The sequence below is a fragment of the Pseudomonas fluorescens group sp. PF-1 genome, from assembly GCF_054481335.1.
Genome location: NZ_JBTMNG010000001.1, coordinates 33415 through 49126 on the forward strand (window position 1 = coordinate 33415; position 15712 = coordinate 49126).

Genomic DNA, 15712 nt, shown 5'->3' on the forward strand with positions numbered 1-15712 from the left:
TCGTCATGTCCTACAAAAAATCGGTAGTCATCGGCCCAAAGCCGCATTAGCTTAGACCTCTGTCACGAGTCTGAGTCGAGGTGTGCGATGGAGCTTCAAACATGGCTGGCTTTTTTTGCCGCCTGCTGGGTGATCAGTCTTTCTCCGGGGGCTGGCGCTATTGCGTCGATGTCCAGCGGCCTGCAATACGGTTTCTGGCGTGGGTACTGGAATGCGCTAGGCCTGCAATTGGGGCTGGCGCTGCAGATTGCGATTGTCGGCGCCGGTGTGGGCGCGATTCTTACGGCATCGGCGACTGCGTTCTACGCCATCAAATGGTTCGGTGTGGCCTATCTGGTTTATCTCGCCATCAAGCAATGGCGCGCGTTGCCCAGCGACATGAGCGATAACGCCGCCGTGCGCCCGATCGGCAAACCGCTGGTACTGATATTCCGTGGCTTCCTGGTCAACATCAGCAACCCCAAGGCGCTAGTGTTCATGCTGGCGGTGTTGCCACAATTCATCGATCCCCACGCGCCGCTGCTGGCTCAGTACCTGATCATTGGTGTGACCATGATCTGCGTCGACCTGATCGTCATGGCCGGTTACACCGGGTTGGCGTCCAGGGTGCTGCGCCTGTTGCGCACGCCCAAGCAGCAAAAACGCATGAACCGCACCTTTGCCGGGCTGTTCATTGGTGCCGCTGCCTTCATGGCGACTCTGCGCAAAGCCGCCGTTTAAACCCACGCTGACAAAAAAGGCGACCTTTTCAGGTCGCCTTTTTTATTGTCGCAAGGGCGGGATCAGCGCATCCGATGGGCTTGGCGCCCCTTACCGAGAGGGTGGCAGGCGGTCGATGCGGGCGCTGGCCCCTTGTTTCGCTCTGACGCCAGCAGAGCAGACAAAGCTTGAGCGAAAGTCATTGAGAGTGAACAATATATTACTTCGTGTTTCCAATTGAGATTCATTCATGATTGCCCCGTCCCGTTTCCTGGCCTGGCTCTTCGTACCGTTGCTGGCCTTATGCAGCTCCAACTTGCTGGCCGACACGGTGGAAAGTGCGCCGCAAGCGCTGCACCTGCTCGACTACATCGGCGCGGATTACCCGGCAACGGTGCGGGCAGGCAAGGTCATTGACGAGTCTGAATACCGCGAACAGCTCGAATTCACCGGGGTGTTGCAAGGGTTGGTCGCCGCCATGCCGGGCAAGCCGGAAAAAGCCGGGCTGGAGCAGGGCATCAGTGCGCTGCATGCGGCGATCACGGCGCGTCAGGACGGCGCGGAGGTCGCCCGTCAGGCCCGGCAACTGGGCGCGAAACTGGCTGTGGCCTACGAGGTCAGCCAGGCCCCGGTCATTACCCCCGACCCGACTCGCGGCGCGCCCCTGTACGCCCAGCATTGTTCGGTGTGCCACGGTGATGCAGGCGCTGGCGATGGCCCTGCGGGTGTCGGCCTGACCCCGCCACCGGCCAATCTGCGCGATGCTGCGCGCCTGGATCAACTGAGCCTCTACGGGATCTACAGCACCCTGGGGCTCGGCGTCGAAGGCACCGACATGCCGGCCTTTGCCGATCAACTGGACGATCGCCAGCGTTGGGATCTGGCCACTTATATCGCTGGCTTCAGCGCCGATCCGGCGAGCGCCAGCGGCGACAAGACTTACAACATTGCCGATCTGGCCCGTCAGACGCCGGCCGAAGTACAGGCTGCCGACGGCCCGCAAGCGGCCGCTACCTTCCGGGCCCAGCGGGCGCAACCGCCGCAGGTCAAGCGCGGCCCGGCGCAGTTGCTTGATTACACCGCCGCCACGCTGGACAAGAGCATCGCGGCCTATCGCGCCGGCGAACACGATCAGGCCTATGACTTGTCGGTGGCGGCGTATCTGGAAGGTTTCGAGCTGGTCGAAAGCTCGCTGGATAACGTCGACGCCAACGTGCGCAAAGACACTGAGAAATCGCTGATGGCTTACCGTCAGTCGTTGCAGGATGGCTTGCCGGTCGAACAGGTCGAACAGCGCCTGGAAGCCGCCAAGGCCAAGTTGAAAGTGTCCGCCGGCTTGTTGGGCAGTGACGGTTTGAGCTGGTCCCTGAGCTTCATCTCGGGTCTGTTGATTCTGCTGCGCGAAGGTCTGGAGGCCATCCTGGTACTGGCGGCGATCCTCGCCTTCCTGCGTAACACCGGCCAGCAGTCGGCGGTGCGCAGCGTCAACGTCGGTTGGGGGCTGGCGCTGCTGGCCGGTCTGGGGACATGGGCGCTGGCTGCGTATGTGATCGATGTCAGTGGCTCCCAGCGCGAACTGCTGGAAGGCGCGACGGCGCTGTTTGCCAGTGTCATGGTGCTGTGGCTCGGCGTGTGGATGCACGACCGTCGTCATGCCGCGGCCTGGCAGGATTACATCAAGAGCAGCCTGGTGGGCGGTGGCGGGCGATTCGGCTTTGCGATCCTGGCGTTTTTCTCGGTTTATCGCGAATTGTTCGAAGTGATCCTGTTCTACGAAACCCTGTGGCTGCAGGCTGGCCCGGCCGGTCACGACGCCGTGCTGGCCGGTGGGGCGACGGCGCTGGTGCTGTTGGTCGGCCTGGCATGGGTCATCCTGCGGGGTTCAGCGAAACTGCCGCTGGCGCTGTTCTTCAGCATCAACGCCGCTCTGCTGTGCGCGCTGTCAGTGGTGTTCGCCGGGCATGGCGTTAAGGCGCTGCAGGAAGCCGGGATTTTCGGTACACGGCCGGTCCCGTTCTTTGAATTCGACTGGCTGGGGATTCATGCCGATGCGTATTCGCTGAGTGCTCAGGCGGTGGCGATTGTTGCGATCACCGTGTTGTATGGTCGAAGCTGGCTGGCTGAGAAGCGCCGGGTAACTGTTTCTTAAAGCATTCGCTTCGCTCACATTCGCGAGCAGGCTCGCTCCCACAGCATTAGCGCTAACCTTGTGGGAGCGAGCCTGCTCGCGATGCTTTTCGGAAGAGGAAAAACTGATGTGTGTCTGGATCGATGCCGACGCTTGTCCTCGGGCGGCCAAGGACCTGGTGGTGAAGTTCGCCCTGAAGCGCCGGTTCGAAGTGGTGCTGGTGGCCGGGCAGCCGCAGATCAAGCCGGGCCTGACGCTGGTAAAGCTGATCGTGGTGCCGAGCGGTCCGGATGCGGCCGATGATTACCTGGTAGAACACGCCGTGCCTGGGGAGCTGGTGATCTGCAGCGATGTGCCGCTGGCCAACCGCCTGGTGAAGAAAGGCGTTTCGGCGCTGGACCCGCGAGGCAAGGAGTTCGATGCGCAGAACATGGGTGACCGGCTGGCGGTGCGTAACCTGTTCACCGATCTGCGAGAGCAGGGGCAGATGAGCGGCGGTCCGGCGCCGTTTGGCGAGCGGGAAAAGCAGGCGTTTGCCAATGCGCTGGATCGGATATTGACCCGGTTATCACGCAACGCCTGAGTCGGACGAAAAACCCTGTGGGAGCAAGCTCGCTCCCACATTGAAAGGGTGTCAGGCGTCGTTTTCGTGGGTCAGCTCAAGTACGCGGTCGACCAGTTTGTTGATGCCGGAGGCCGCTTCGCTGATCGACTGCGCCAGCATGTACGCCGGTGTAGTCACCAGTTTGCGTGCCTTGTCTTCGACGATTTCGCTGACCGCGCAGTCTTTGTGGGTCGCGCCCATCTTGTTCAAGGCGGCAGCGGTGTCGGCGTCGTTGCCGATGGTGCAGGTCACGCCCGGCCCGTAGATTTTCGCCGCCAGGGCTGGCGAGATGCAGATCAGACCGACCGGTTTGCCGGCCTCGGCAAAGGCTTCGGTCAGGGCCAGTACGTCCGGTTGCACGGTGCAGCCGGTGCCTTCGACGGCAAAGTTGGAGAGATTCTTGGCTGAACCGAAACCGCCGGGAACGATCAAGGCATCGAAGTCTTCGGCGTTGGCTTCGCGGATGTCCTTGACCTCGCCACGGGCGATGCGCGCCGACTCCACCAGCACGTTGCGCGACTCGGGCATTTCTTCGCCGGTCAGGTGGTTGATCACGTGCAGCTGCGCGATGTCCGGGGCAAAACACTGCACTTGCGCGCCACGCTGGTCCAGGCGCAGCAAGGTAATCACGCTTTCGTAGATCTCTGCACCGTCGTACACGCCACAACCGGAAAGGATCACTGCAACTTTTTTGCTCATAAGCTTTTCTCCAGATTCATGGCGTTAAATGTCCACTAATTTGTCACTCGTTGCCATAGGGTTAAATCGCGGCTACACATAGGATCTGTCCCCAGGATTCCGATCAGGGCGCGTCATGGACTTCATTCTGTATGCGGTGCCGTTTTTCTTTGTGCTGATTGCCGTCGAGCTGCTGGCCGACCGTTGGCGCGGGGTGAGCAACTATCGGGTGGCGGACGCGATCAACAGCATCAGCACCGGCGTGCTGTCGACCACCACCGGCCTGCTGACCAAGGGCGTGGGACTGGTCACCTATGCGTTTGCCCTCAAGCATCTGGCGCTGTTCGAGCTTTCGGCCGACAGCGTTTGGGTCTGGGTTTTCGCCTTCGTCCTTTACGACTTCTGCTATTACTGGCTGCATCGAATGGGCCACGAACGCAACATCCTCTGGGCCGCGCATTCGGTGCATCACCAGAGCGAGGACTACAACCTCTCCACCGCCCTGCGTCAGACCAGCACCGGGTTCCTGCTGAGTTGGATCTTCTACCTGCCCATGGCGGTGGTTGGCGTGCCGCTGTTGGTATTCGTCAGCGTTGCCGCGCTGAACCTGCTGTACCAGTTCTGGGTGCATACCCGGCACATTCCCAAGCTCGGCTGGTTCGAGTGGTTCTTCGTCACGCCGTCCAATCATCGGGCTCACCATGCACAGAACGCTCTCTACATGGATCGCAACTATGGCGGGGTGTTCATTATTTGGGACCGTCTATTCGGCTCGTTCCAGGAGGAGGACGACAACGAACCGGTGATTTTCGGCGTGACCACGCCGCTGGCGAGCTGGAATCCGATCTGGGCGAACGTGCAGTTCTATGCGCAGTTGTGGGCGGATGCGCGGCACGCCGAAAGCACCTGGGACAAATTGCGGATCTGGTTCATGCGCACCGGTTGGCGGCCGGCGGACGTGGCAGCCAAATACCCGATGAACAAACCGGACCTGAGCCAGTTCCGCAAATTCGAGGTGCCGCTGGACGGACGTCAGCAACTCTACGTCTTGCTGCAGTTCTGCGTGTACATCGCGTTGGGCAGCTACTTGATGAATCTGGAGCCGAGGCTGCCGACCGCTGCCCTGATCCTGGGCTGGAGTGCAGTGGCGTTGGGGCTGTTTGTGCTGGGGGTGGCCCTGGAGAATCGCCCGTGGGCGTTGAAGCTGGAGTTGTTGCGACTGGCGTCGAATGTGCCGCTGGTATGGCTGGCGCCACTGGTGGGGCTGTGGCCGGCCAGCGCGGCGGGCTGGGTCGGCCTGCTCAGTTACAGCCTGCTCAGCGGTATCGGTCTCTACTGCTGCAGAAACCGCTTCACTCGGTTGGCGTCTTAGCGTTTTCGATTTTGGCCTGCTCAGCCTTCAAGGCTTGCTCGTCGGCATAAATCTGCTTGGCCAGGCGGGCATTCTTGAAGCGTCGGCGCAGCCACAGGACCAGGCCCAGCACCAGCAGGGCGCCGAGGACCCATAGCTCGTACTTCTTGATGCTGCCGAGCATGCCTTCGAGCACCGCGCCGAAGTGATACGCGGCAGCGGCCAGTGCGGCCGCCCAGACCGCCGCGCCTATGCCGTTGAGCAGCAGGTATCGCCCCGGTGGATAGCCCGAAAGACCGATGGCCACGGGCATTACCGTGCGCAACCCATAGACGAAGCGGAAGCTCAGCACCCAAATGTCCGGGTGTTTGCGGATGTGTTCCAGCGCCCGGTCACCCATCAGTTGCCAGCGAGGTTTGCGCGCAAGCAACTTGCGGCCATGCTTTCGCCCCATGAAGTACCACAGCTGATCGCCGGCATAACTGCCGAAGAACGCCACGACCACCACCAGGTTGATATCCATGTATCCACGGAACGCGAGGAAGCCTGCGAGCACCAGAATGGTTTCGCCTTCGAAGAACGTGCCGAGAAACAAGGCAAAATAGCCAAAGTCATGCAGAAATTGTTGGAGCATTGTCTGGGTGCTGGCGAAATGAACGCGCAGCCTAACCCTTCGTACACATTCAGGAAAGTGTCGAAATGTGTCTCGACGTGAACATTTCCTACAAGGACAATGGAATGCGGCTACATGTCGCAGCGTGCACATAACTGTCACGCGATCGTCATAATGGCCGCTTATAACTGTCACGCTCGCACGCCAGCGGGCTCAGGAGTCTGCCGTGAGCTTTACCCCCGCCAACCGTTTGTTCCCTGCAACCCGCCTGCGCCGCAACCGCCGTGATGAATTTTCGCGTCGTCTGGTTCGTGAAAACGTGTTGACCGTCGATGATCTGATTCTGCCGGTATTTGTGCTGGACGGTGAAAACCGTCGCGAAGCGGTCGCCTCGATGCCGGGCGTCGAACGCCTGACCATCGATCTGTTGCTGGAAGAGGCGGCCAAATGGGTCGAGCTGGGGATTCCGGCGCTGGCGCTGTTCCCGGTGACGCCGCCGGAACTCAAGTCGCTGGACGCCGCCGAAGCCTGGAACCCCAACGGTATCGCCCAGCGTGCCACCCGCGCCTTGCGTGCGCAGTTTCCTGAGCTGGGCGTGATCACCGACGTCGCGCTGGACCCGTTCACCACCCATGGTCAGGACGGCATTCTCGACGAAGAAGGTTATGTACAGAACGACATCACCGTCGACGCGCTGGTCAAGCAGGCCCTGTCCCATGCCGAAGCCGGCGCTCAGGTGGTGGCCCCGTCGGACATGATGGACGGTCGCATCCAGGCCATTCGCGAGGCTCTGGAACTGGCCGATCACGTCAATGTGCGGATCATGGCCTACTCGGCGAAGTACGCCAGTGCCTATTACGGGCCGTTCCGCGATGCCGTCGGGTCGGCGCTGAACCTGGGCAAGGCCAACAAAGCCTCCTATCAGATGGACCCGGCCAACAGCAACGAAGCCCTGCACGAAGTGGCGGCTGACTTGTCAGAAGGCGCAGACATGGTCATGGTCAAGCCTGGCATGCCCTATCTGGACATCCTCTGGCGGGTCAAGGAAGAATTCAAAGTGCCGACTTTTGTTTATCAAGTCAGCGGCGAGTACGCCATGCACATGGCAGCGATCCAGAATGGCTGGTTGAGCGAAGGGGTGATCCTCGAATCCCTGACCGCCTTTAAACGTGCCGGCGCAGATGGCATCCTGACGTACTTTGCCGTTCGCGCAGCTCAATTGTTACGAGAGCAAAAATAGCCCTCCCAGGAACATGTGATGAATACCGAAGGACTGACTGAAGTTGCCGTAAAAGACGCTCAACCCGTGGTGGAGCAAATCGCCGAAACCCCACCGGAATTGGAGCCTGCTCCGCCTGTGGTGGTCGCCGAAACCGTTGTGGCAGCGCCAGCGATTGTCATTCCAGGCCTGGATGACAGCAGCCTGTACATCCACCGCGAGCTGTCGCAACTGCAATTCAACATCCGCGTGCTGGAACAGGCGCTGGATGAGTCCTACCCGTTGCTGGAGCGGTTGAAGTTCCTGCTGATCTTCTCCAGCAACCTGGACGAGTTCTTTGAAATTCGCGTGGCCGGCCTGAAGAAACAGATCACCTTTGCCCGTGAACAGGCCGGTGCCGATGGTCTGCAACCCCATCAGGCCCTGGCCCGTATCAGCGAGCTGGTGCACGGGCACGTTGACCGTCAGTACGCGATCCTCAACGACATTCTGTTGCCGGAACTGGAAAAGCATCAGGTCCGCTTCATCCGTCGGCGTTACTGGACGACCAAGCTCAAGACCTGGGTTCGCCGCTATTTCCGCGACGAGATCGCCCCGATCATCACCCCGATCGGCCTCGACCCGACGCACCCGTTCCCGTTACTGGTGAACAAGAGCCTGAACTTTATCGTCGAGCTCGAAGGCATCGACGCCTTCGGTCGCGATTCCGGTCTGGCGATCATTCCGGCACCGCGTCTGTTGCCACGTGTCATCAAGGTGCCGGAAGAAGTCGGTGGCCCTGGCGACAACTATGTGTTCCTGTCGTCGATGATCCATGCTCACGCCGATGACCTGTTCCAGGGCATGAAGGTCAAGGGCTGCTATCAGTTCCGCCTGACCCGTAACGCCGACCTGGCACTGGACTCCGAGGATGTCGAGGACCTGGCCCGCGCCCTGCGTGGCGAACTGTTCTCCCGTCGCTACGGTGACGCGGTACGCCTGGAAGTGGCCGATACCTGCCCGAAACACCTGTCCGACTACCTGCTCAAGCAGTTCAACCTGAGCGAGACCGAGCTGTATCAGGTCAACGGCCCGGTGAACCTGACGCGACTGTTCAGCATCACCGGCCTGGACAGCCAGCGCGAGCTGCAATACCTGCCGTTCACGCCGCAGATCCCGAAACTGCTGCAGAACAGCGAAAACATCTTCAGCGTGATCAGCAAGCAGGACATTCTGTTGCTGCACCCATTCGAGTCGTTCACCCCGGTGGTCGACCTGCTGCGTCAGGCGGCAAAAGACCCGCACGTTCTGGCCGTACGCCAGACCCTGTACCGCTCTGGCGCCAACTCGGAAATCGTCGACGCGCTGGTGGATGCCGCGCGTAACGGCAAGGAAGTCACCGCCGTCATCGAATTGCGCGCGCGGTTCGACGAAGAGTCCAACCTGCAGCTGGCCAGCCGTCTGCAAGCGGCGGGCGCGGTGGTGATCTATGGCGTGGTCGGCTTCAAGACCCACGCCAAGATGATGCTGATCCTGCGTCGCGAGGCCGGTGAAATTGTGCGTTACGCGCACTTGGGCACGGGTAACTACCATGCCGGTAACGCCCGCCTGTACACCGACTACAGCCTGCTGACCTCCGACGATGCCTTGTGTGAAGACGTCGGCAAGCTGTTCAGCCAGTTGATCGGTATGGGTAAGACGTTGCGCATGAAGAAGCTGCTGCATGCGCCGTTCACCCTGAAGAAGGGCATGCTCGACATGATTGCCCGCGAAACCCAGTTCGCCCTCGACGGCAAACCGGCGCACATCATCGCCAAGTTCAACTCGCTGACCGATCCGAAGATCATCCGCGCGCTGTACAAGGCCAGTCAGTCAGGCGTGCGCATCGATCTGGTGGTGCGTGGCATGTGCTGCCTGCGGCCGGGCATCGCCGGGGTTTCGCACAACATTCACGTGCGTTCGATCATCGGCCGTTTCCTGGAACACACGCGGGTCTTCTATTTCCTCAACGGCGGTGAAGAGCAAATGTTCCTCTCCAGTGCCGACTGGATGGAGCGCAACCTCGACAAGCGCGTCGAGACTTGCTTCCCGGTAGAAGGCAAGAAGCTGATCATGCGGGTCAAGAAAGAGCTGGAGCTTTATCTCACCGATAACACCCACAGCTGGAGCCTGCAGTCGGACGGTCGTTACATCCGTAACACGCCAACCGGCAACCAGAACCCGCGCAGCGCCCAGGCGACGTTGCTGGAGCGTTTGGGCAGCCCGATCCTGGCCGTCCGTTAACGCGGATCAGGCGGACAAAAAAGGGCGATCCAACTGGATCGCCCTTTTTCATGTGCACTGTGAACGATTATGCGTGCTGCCTGGATAAACGTGTTGCCCCAGGTTTTTCGCGAGCAAGCTCGCGCCTAAAGGGCTCTAGCGGACGCTGAGGACGATATCGACCCGGGTCAGCCATTCCGCTTCGATGGCGAAATCGGCCTGGGTCAGTTGGTTTTCGTCCAGCCAGTTTTCCGGGAACACCACTTCCAGGCTGTTGCCATTGGCATTCAGTTCCACCTGAGGCATTTGCTGGGTGCCGCGGATGTGATGGAACAGGATCGCGAAGCGCAGCAGCACGCACAGGCGAATCAGCTTGATGCCGTCGTCGCCGAAATCGGCAAACTTGTCCTTGGGAATGTTGCGTCGGTGGCCGCGCACCAGCAGCGCGAGCATCAATTGGTCTTCGCGGGAGAAGCCGGCCAGGTCCGAGTGCTCGATCAGGTAGGCGCCATGCTTGTGGTACTGGTAGTGGGCGATGTCCAGGCCCACTTCATGGACCTTGGCGGCCCAGCCGAGCAGTTCGCGCCAGACACCGTCTTCCAGATCCCAATCCTTGGCCACCTGATCGAACGCATGCAGGGCCTTGCGCTCCACCCGCACCGCCTGTTCCAGATCGACGTGGTAGCGCTCCATCAGCGAGGTGAGGGTGCGCTCACGCACGTCTTCGTGATGATGGCGACCCAGCAGGTCGTAGAGCACGCCTTCACGCAGCGCGCCTTCACAATGGTCCATGCGTTGCAGTTCGAGGGCGTCGAAAATGGCTTCGAGAATCGCCAGGCCGGCCGGGAAAATGGCGCGACGGTCCGGTTTGATGCCTTCGAAGTCGATTTTCTCGACGTCGCCGAGCTTGATCAGTTTGCGCTTGAGCCAGGCCAGGCCCTCGGCGTTCACTTCCCCCGTGCCGTGACCGCCCGCCTTCAGCGCCAGGCCGATGGCGCGGATGGTGCCCGAGGAGCCGATGGCTTCATCCCAGGTCAGGCGATGCAGGGCGTGTTCGATGCTCATGATCTCCAGGCGTGCCGCCGTGTACGCCTGAGCGTAGCGGGCCGGGGTGATCTTGCCGTCCTTGAAGTAGCGCTGGGTGAAGCTGACGCAGCCCATCTGCAGGCTTTCGCGCAGCAGGGGTTCGAAACGCTGGCCGATGATGAACTCGGTACTGCCGCCGCCGATGTCGGCCACGAGGCGTTTGCCCGGGGTGTCGGCGAGGGTGTGGGAGACGCCCAGATAGATCAGGCGCGCTTCTTCACGGCCGGAAATGACTTCTACCGGATGGCCGAGTATCTCTTCGGCGCGGTGGATGAATTCAGCCCGGTTGCGGGCCTCGCGCAGGGCGTTGGTGCCAACGATGCGCACGGCGCCCAGTGGCATACCGTTTATCAGTTGGGCGAAGCGTTTCAGGCAATCGAGTCCGCGCTGCATCGATTCTTCGCTGAGCTTGCGCTCCTCGTCGATGCCGGCCGCCAGCTGAACCTTCTCCCCGAGACGTTCGAGAATGCGGATCTCGCCGTTCTGGGCCTTGGCCACGACCATGTGAAAGCTGTTGGAGCCCAGGTCGATTGCGGCGATCAAGGACAGATTCTTGGCTTGGGATTGCGGCATGGTCAGGCTCTCGGTCGATAACCCTGCCATCGTGCCACGATCAAAGGCTGCCGCCAACGCGCAGTGATCAAAGCGTTGATCCTGCGCATACCTGTGGCGAAGGGGTAGGCCCCCTCGCCACAGAGAGTTCAACCAGCCGCTTCCACCGTCCCGATGAAATTCGCCAGCTCCACCGTCTGCGGATTGGCGAACAGCACTTTCGGATCCCCCACTTCATGCACCTTGCCCTGATGCATGAACACCAACTTATCCCCAACCTCCCGGGCAAAGCGCATTTCGTGGGTGACCATGATCAGCGTCATGCCCTCCCTGGCCAGTTGCCGGACCACGCTGAGCACTTCGTTGACCAGCTCCGGGTCCAGCGCCGAGGTGATTTCATCGCACAGCAGTACTTTCGGTGACATCGCCAGCGCGCGGGCAATCGCCACGCGTTGTTGCTGCCCACCGGACAGTCGATCAGGGAAGGCATCGAATTTCTCTCCCAGCCCGACGCGTTCCAGCATCTGCCGCGCCAGCTCGGCGGCCCTGGCTTTCGGCACTTTCTGCACCACTTGCGGCGCGAGCATCACGTTCTCGCCCACCGTCAGGTGCGGGAACAGGTTGAACTGCTGGAACACCATGCCGACTTTTTGCCGCAGGCTGCGCAGGTCCGCGCGGGCGGCGTCGAGGTATTCGCCGTCGACTTCGATGACGCCGTCGTTGATCGATTCCAGACCGTTCAGGGTGCGCAGCAGGGTCGATTTACCCGAGCCGCTGCGCCCGATGATTGCCACCACCTGGCCTTCCTCGACACTCAGGTCGATGCCTTTGAGCACATGGTGATCGCCGTAGTATTTATGCAGGGCGGAAATTCTAAGCAGAGGCATGCAGTCTCCTTTCCAGGTAGCGCGCACTGAGGGACAAGGGGTAGCAGAGCAAGAAGTAGCCGAGGGCGACGAGGCCATAGACCATGAACGGTTCGAAGGTGGCGTTGGCGAGCATGCCGCCGGTTTTGGTCAGCTCGGTGAAGCCGATGATCGAGGTCACGGCGGTGCCTTTGACCACCTGCACCGAGAAGCCCACGGTCGGCGCCACGGCGATGCGCAGTGCCTGCGGCAGGATGACGTAGCGCAACTGTTCAAGCCGGCTCAGCGCCAGGCTGGACGAGGCTTCCCACTGGCCGTTGGGGATCGAATCGACGCAACCCCGCCAGATCTCCGCCAGGTAAGCGCTGGTGAACAGGGTCAGCGCGAGCGCTGCCGCCGCCCAGGGCGAAATTTCCACCCCGGCCAACGCCACGCCGAAGAACACCAGAAACAGCTGCATCAACAGCGGCGTGCCCTGGAACAGTTCGATGTAAGTGCGGGCGAAATTGCGTGACAGGGGATTGTCCGAGATGCGCATCACCATGATCAGCAGCCCGATCAAGCCGCCCCCGATGAACGCCACCAGCGACAGCGCCAGGGTCCATTGCAGCCCCGTGAGCAGGTTGCGCACGATGTCCAGGAAAGTGAAATCGCTCATCGGCTGCTCCTTGCGCTGTTTCTTGCGACAAACCGATGACCGATCCAGTTGAGCAACTGGCGGATCAGCAGGGCCATGCACAGATAGATCAGCGTGGTCAGGGCGTAGGTTTCAAAGGCGCGGAAGTTGCGCGACTGAATGAAGTTGGCGGCGAAGCTCAGCTCTTCGGTAGCGATCTGCGAACACACCGCCGAACCGAGCATGACGATGATGATCTGGCTGCTCAGGGCTGGCCAGACTTTGCCCAGCGCGGGCAGTAGCACCACGTGACGGAACGCTTCGAAGCGCGTCATCGCTAATGCCGCCGCGGCTTCCAGTTGACCCCGTGGAATCGCCTGGATGCCGGCGCGGATGATCTCGGTGGAGTAAGCGCCCAGGTTGATCACCATCGCCAGCACCGCGGCCTGCCATTCGGAAATCTGCAGGCCCAGCGACGGCAGGCCGAAGAAGATGAAAAACAACTGCACCAGAAATGGCGTGTTGCGAATCAACTCGACATAGACGCCGAAAATCCCGGCGAACGGGCGGATGTTCCACGCCCGCACCAACGCGCCCACGATGCCGAGGCTCACCCCGAGCACCGCGCCGATGGCCGTCAGCTCAAGGGTGAACAGCGCACCGCGCAGCAGCAGATCGGTGTTTTGCACCACCGGCAGGAAATCGAACTGATAAGCCATAAAGGGGCTCCTGCACGCAGAGTCAGAGGTCGGCCGGCAGCGGTTCTTTCAGCCAGGTCAGGGCGTTTTTCTCCAGGGCGCCATCGCCCTTGGCGGTGACGAGGATCTGGTTGACCTTGTCCAGCAGTGCCGGCTCGTTCTTGTTCACGCCGACATAGACCGGCGAATCCTTGAGCTTCACTTTCAGCGCTGGCACGCGTTTCGGGCTTTTTTCGCTAATCGCCACCATCACCACGTTGCCGCTGGCGATCAGGTCGACCTGACCGGCCAGGTAAGCGGCGATGGTCGAGTTGTTGTCCTCGAAACGCTTGATGGTCACGCCTTCGGGGGCGACCTTGGTCAGTTCGATGTCTTCGATGGCGCCACGGGTGACGCTGATGGTTTTGCCCTTGAGATCGTCCAGGCTCTTGACGTTGGCGTCTGGCGGGCCGAACACGGCCAGGTAGAACGGCGCGTAGGCCCGGGAGAAGTCGATGACTTTTTCACGTTCGGGGTTCTTGCCGAGGCTGGAGATCACCAGGTCAACCTTGCCGGTGGTCAGGAACGGGATCCGGTTGGTGCTGTTGACCGGCGTCAGCTCGAGTTTGACCTTGAGCTGGTCGGCCAGCAGCTTCGCGGTGTCGATGTCGAGGCCGCGTGGCTTCATGTCCGGGCCGACTGAGCCGAAGGGCGGAAAGTCCTGAGGCACGGCGACTTTGAGGACGCCACGCTTGAGCACATCTTCCAGGCCGTCGGCGTGGGCGGGTGCCTGGCTCAGCATCAGGCTGGCAAACAGGGCAGCGAGTAGGGCGCTGTAACGCTGGATCATGGCAAATCTCCGAATCGGCGAGGAGTAATTTCTGCGATTCGACAGAGCACGGGGCATGCCAAGATAGGGTTTTCCGGCTGCCAGGCCGCGGTTTTACTGGTGTGGCAAGGTCTTACTGGTCTGAACAGTCAGGTGTTGTTTCGCACCTCGATGGCGCATCTGTGAAAATCGCCGAACCCCCATGGGGCACGACTTGCCGGACGCCGTGAATAGCTTTACAACTACCCGCACATTGGCCTGGTTCGTCTGGAAAACCATGAATTCGATCTCCCGCGCCGTACCTGAAGTGGCGCTGCAAGCCATCCGCAAACTGATCACCGAACAGGGTTTCGGCCCGGGCGATGCCTTGCCCTCGCAACGGGACCTGGCGGTGCAATTGGGGGTCAGTCGGGCGTCGTTGCGTGAAGCGTTATCGTCGCTCAGTGCGTTGGGTGTCATCAGTATCCAGCCGGGCAAAGGCGTGTTCGTGCAGTCGCCCGTGGAACTGCCGCGAGGCGAGGGCGCGCCGAGCTGGCCGTTCGCGGCCCAGGCTTCGCCGCTGGATATCTTTCAATTGCGCTATGCGTTGGAGGGGTTCGCTGCGGGGCTGGCTGCCGTGACCTTGAGCACCGATGAGCTTGATGTGCTGGAAGATAATGTCGCCGCCATGCGCAACGAACTGAAGGCCGGGGACTTTGAGGCCGCGGCGCGTCTGGACTTCGAATTCCATCGGCGCATTCTGCTCGCCAGCGGCAACCAGGCGATGCTGAGCATCCTGACCGCCAGTGCCGACATCTTCCTGGAAAGCCAGAAACTACCGTTCATCCGGGCCGAGCGGGCCATGGAGACCTGGCAGGAGCACCGTAAAATCCTTCGTGCGCTGGCCCGGCGGGCCTCGGGCGCCGCCCAGAAAGCCATGCATGAGCATGTGCGCAATGCCGCCCTGCGCACTGGAATCGCTTTCGTCGCTCCCGCCATGGCGTGACTTGGGCTATACCCAAACTCATGTAACACCATAGCGAGACTCAATCATCTGCGGCTTCCTGAACACGGGAAGGGCGGCTATGATGGGCCACGTTTTTGCTTACAACCCCGGAGAATTCCATGAGCAGCGATCTTATCAAACACGTTAGCGACGCTAGCTTCGAGGCCGACGTACTCAAGGCTGAAGGCGCTGTACTGGTCGATTACTGGGCTGAATGGTGTGGCCCTTGCAAAATGATCGCTCCTGTTCTGGACGAAATTGCCGAGACTTATAAAGGCAAGCTGACCGTTGCCAAACTGAACATCGACGAAAACCAGGAAACCCCGGCCAAGCATGGCGTGCGTGGCATTCCGACCCTGATGCTGTTCAAGAACGGCAACGTTGAAGCGACCAAGGTCGGCGCGCTGTCGAAGTCGCAGTTGGCGGCCTTCCTCGACGCCAACATCTAAGCATCGATGTCGTGTTATTGAAAAAGGCCCCGCAAATTGCGGGGCCTTTTTCGTTGCTGAGGGCTAGACGCTCCGAAACTCAGGTGTTACATTCGGCCCCGCACTGGTTTCTCCAGTGC

The 15712-nt window shown here is 60.9% G+C and carries 15 protein-coding genes; 8 read left to right on the top strand and 7 right to left on the bottom strand.

Translation table 11 applies throughout. The features are described 5' to 3' along the window. The first annotated feature begins 87 nt into the window (after positions 1-87). The 3 genes from rhtB to ACX3YD_RS00200 all read left to right on the top strand — a co-directional run bounded on the left by rhtB (position 88) and on the right by ACX3YD_RS00200 (position 3410). Positions 88-720 (top strand): homoserine/homoserine lactone efflux protein, encoded by a 633-nt coding sequence (rhtB, locus tag ACX3YD_RS00190; protein ID WP_047534889.1) that lies wholly within the window; start codon positions 88-90, stop codon positions 718-720. Positions 721-949: 229 nt separating this feature from the next. Next, positions 950-2848, top strand: a complete 1899-nt coding sequence (locus ACX3YD_RS00195; protein ID WP_458959027.1) for an FTR1 family protein — start codon at positions 950-952, stop codon at positions 2846-2848. 106 nt (positions 2849-2954) lie between these two features. Beyond that, complete coding sequence (locus tag ACX3YD_RS00200; protein ID WP_458959028.1) at positions 2955-3410, top strand: YaiI/YqxD family protein; 456 nt, start codon at positions 2955-2957, stop codon at positions 3408-3410. A gap of 51 nt (positions 3411-3461) precedes the next feature. On the opposite strand, the gene elbB is transcribed toward ACX3YD_RS00200, so the two are convergent. Further along, entirely contained in the window at positions 3462-4130 is a 669-nt protein-coding gene (gene elbB, locus ACX3YD_RS00205; protein ID WP_458959029.1) for an isoprenoid biosynthesis glyoxalase ElbB, read from the bottom strand. A 115-nt stretch (positions 4131-4245) separates the two neighbouring features. Between elbB and ACX3YD_RS00210 the strand changes: the two genes are divergently transcribed. After that, positions 4246-5481 (top strand): sterol desaturase family protein, encoded by a 1236-nt coding sequence (locus tag ACX3YD_RS00210; protein ID WP_458959030.1) that lies wholly within the window; start codon positions 4246-4248, stop codon positions 5479-5481. On the opposite strand, the gene ACX3YD_RS00215 is transcribed toward ACX3YD_RS00210, so the two are convergent. Then, positions 5462-6094: a DedA family protein gene (locus tag ACX3YD_RS00215; protein ID WP_103402902.1), complete on the bottom strand. Its 633-nt coding sequence runs from the start codon at positions 6092-6094 to the stop codon at positions 5462-5464. The two genes, ACX3YD_RS00210 and ACX3YD_RS00215, sit on opposite strands and share 20 nt — an antisense overlap. Positions 6095-6299: 205 nt before the next feature. Between ACX3YD_RS00215 and hemB the strand changes: the two genes are divergently transcribed. Beyond that, a complete protein-coding gene (gene hemB, locus ACX3YD_RS00220; protein WP_103402901.1) occupies positions 6300-7313 on the top strand; it encodes a porphobilinogen synthase in 1014 nt (337 codons plus the stop codon). Positions 7314-7331: 18 nt separating this feature from the next. After that, a complete protein-coding gene (gene ppk1 / locus ACX3YD_RS00225) occupies positions 7332-9554 on the top strand; it encodes a polyphosphate kinase 1 (protein ID WP_103402900.1) in 2223 nt (740 codons plus the stop codon). A gap of 135 nt (positions 9555-9689) precedes the next feature. On the opposite strand, the gene ppx is transcribed toward ppk1, so the two are convergent. The 5 genes from ppx to ACX3YD_RS00250 all read right to left on the bottom strand — a co-directional run bounded on the left by ppx (position 9690) and on the right by ACX3YD_RS00250 (position 14180). Next, positions 9690-11192, bottom strand: a complete 1503-nt coding sequence (ppx, locus tag ACX3YD_RS00230) for an exopolyphosphatase (protein WP_103403006.1) — start codon at positions 11190-11192, stop codon at positions 9690-9692. Positions 11193-11320: 128 nt separating this feature from the next. Further along, positions 11321-12058, bottom strand: coding sequence for an amino acid ABC transporter ATP-binding protein (locus ACX3YD_RS00235; RefSeq protein ID WP_458959031.1), 738 nt, complete (start codon positions 12056-12058; stop codon positions 11321-11323). Next, a complete protein-coding gene (locus tag ACX3YD_RS00240) occupies positions 12045-12695 on the bottom strand; it encodes an amino acid ABC transporter permease (protein WP_103402898.1) in 651 nt (216 codons plus the stop codon). Before ACX3YD_RS00240 ends, ACX3YD_RS00235 begins: the two co-directional genes overlap by 14 nt. Then, complete coding sequence (locus ACX3YD_RS00245; RefSeq protein ID WP_103402897.1) at positions 12692-13372, bottom strand: amino acid ABC transporter permease; 681 nt, start codon at positions 13370-13372, stop codon at positions 12692-12694. Before ACX3YD_RS00245 ends, ACX3YD_RS00240 begins: the two co-directional genes overlap by 4 nt. Positions 13373-13394: 22 nt before the next feature. Further along, a complete protein-coding gene (locus ACX3YD_RS00250; RefSeq protein ID WP_047534861.1) occupies positions 13395-14180 on the bottom strand; it encodes a transporter substrate-binding domain-containing protein in 786 nt (261 codons plus the stop codon). 256 nt (positions 14181-14436) lie between these two features. On the opposite strand from ACX3YD_RS00250, the gene ACX3YD_RS00255 reads away from it, so the two are divergent. Both ACX3YD_RS00255 and trxA read left to right on the top strand, forming a co-directional pair. Further along, positions 14437-15144, top strand: a complete 708-nt coding sequence (locus tag ACX3YD_RS00255; RefSeq protein ID WP_103402896.1) for a FadR/GntR family transcriptional regulator — start codon at positions 14437-14439, stop codon at positions 15142-15144. Positions 15145-15263: 119 nt separating this feature from the next. After that, a complete protein-coding gene (gene trxA, locus ACX3YD_RS00260) occupies positions 15264-15593 on the top strand; it encodes a thioredoxin TrxA (RefSeq protein ID WP_003206727.1) in 330 nt (109 codons plus the stop codon). Positions 15594-15712 lie beyond the last annotated feature (119 nt).

Coding starts and splice junctions, on each gene's coding strand:
- elbB (WP_458959029.1), bottom strand. CDS start 4,130: ATGAGCAAAAAAGTTGCAGTGATCCTTTCCGGTTGTGGCGTGTACGAC.
- trxA (WP_003206727.1), top strand. CDS start 15,264: ATGAGCAGCGATCTTATCAAACACGTTAGCGACGCTAGCTTCGAGGCC.
- ACX3YD_RS00210 (WP_458959030.1), top strand. CDS start 4,246: ATGGACTTCATTCTGTATGCGGTGCCGTTTTTCTTTGTGCTGATTGCC.
- ACX3YD_RS00250 (WP_047534861.1), bottom strand. CDS start 14,180: ATGATCCAGCGTTACAGCGCCCTACTCGCTGCCCTGTTTGCCAGCCTG.
- rhtB (WP_047534889.1), top strand. CDS start 88: ATGGAGCTTCAAACATGGCTGGCTTTTTTTGCCGCCTGCTGGGTGATC.
- ACX3YD_RS00245 (WP_103402897.1), bottom strand. CDS start 13,372: ATGGCTTATCAGTTCGATTTCCTGCCGGTGGTGCAAAACACCGATCTG.
- ACX3YD_RS00195 (WP_458959027.1), top strand. CDS start 950: ATGATTGCCCCGTCCCGTTTCCTGGCCTGGCTCTTCGTACCGTTGCTG.
- ACX3YD_RS00200 (WP_458959028.1), top strand. CDS start 2,955: ATGTGTGTCTGGATCGATGCCGACGCTTGTCCTCGGGCGGCCAAGGAC.
- ppx (WP_103403006.1), bottom strand. CDS start 11,192: ATGCCGCAATCCCAAGCCAAGAATCTGTCCTTGATCGCCGCAATCGAC.
- ACX3YD_RS00240 (WP_103402898.1), bottom strand. CDS start 12,695: ATGAGCGATTTCACTTTCCTGGACATCGTGCGCAACCTGCTCACGGGG.
- ACX3YD_RS00235 (WP_458959031.1), bottom strand. CDS start 12,058: ATGCCTCTGCTTAGAATTTCCGCCCTGCATAAATACTACGGCGATCAC.
- ppk1 (WP_103402900.1), top strand. CDS start 7,332: ATGAATACCGAAGGACTGACTGAAGTTGCCGTAAAAGACGCTCAACCC.
- ACX3YD_RS00215 (WP_103402902.1), bottom strand. CDS start 6,094: ATGCTCCAACAATTTCTGCATGACTTTGGCTATTTTGCCTTGTTTCTC.
- ACX3YD_RS00255 (WP_103402896.1), top strand. CDS start 14,437: ATGAATTCGATCTCCCGCGCCGTACCTGAAGTGGCGCTGCAAGCCATC.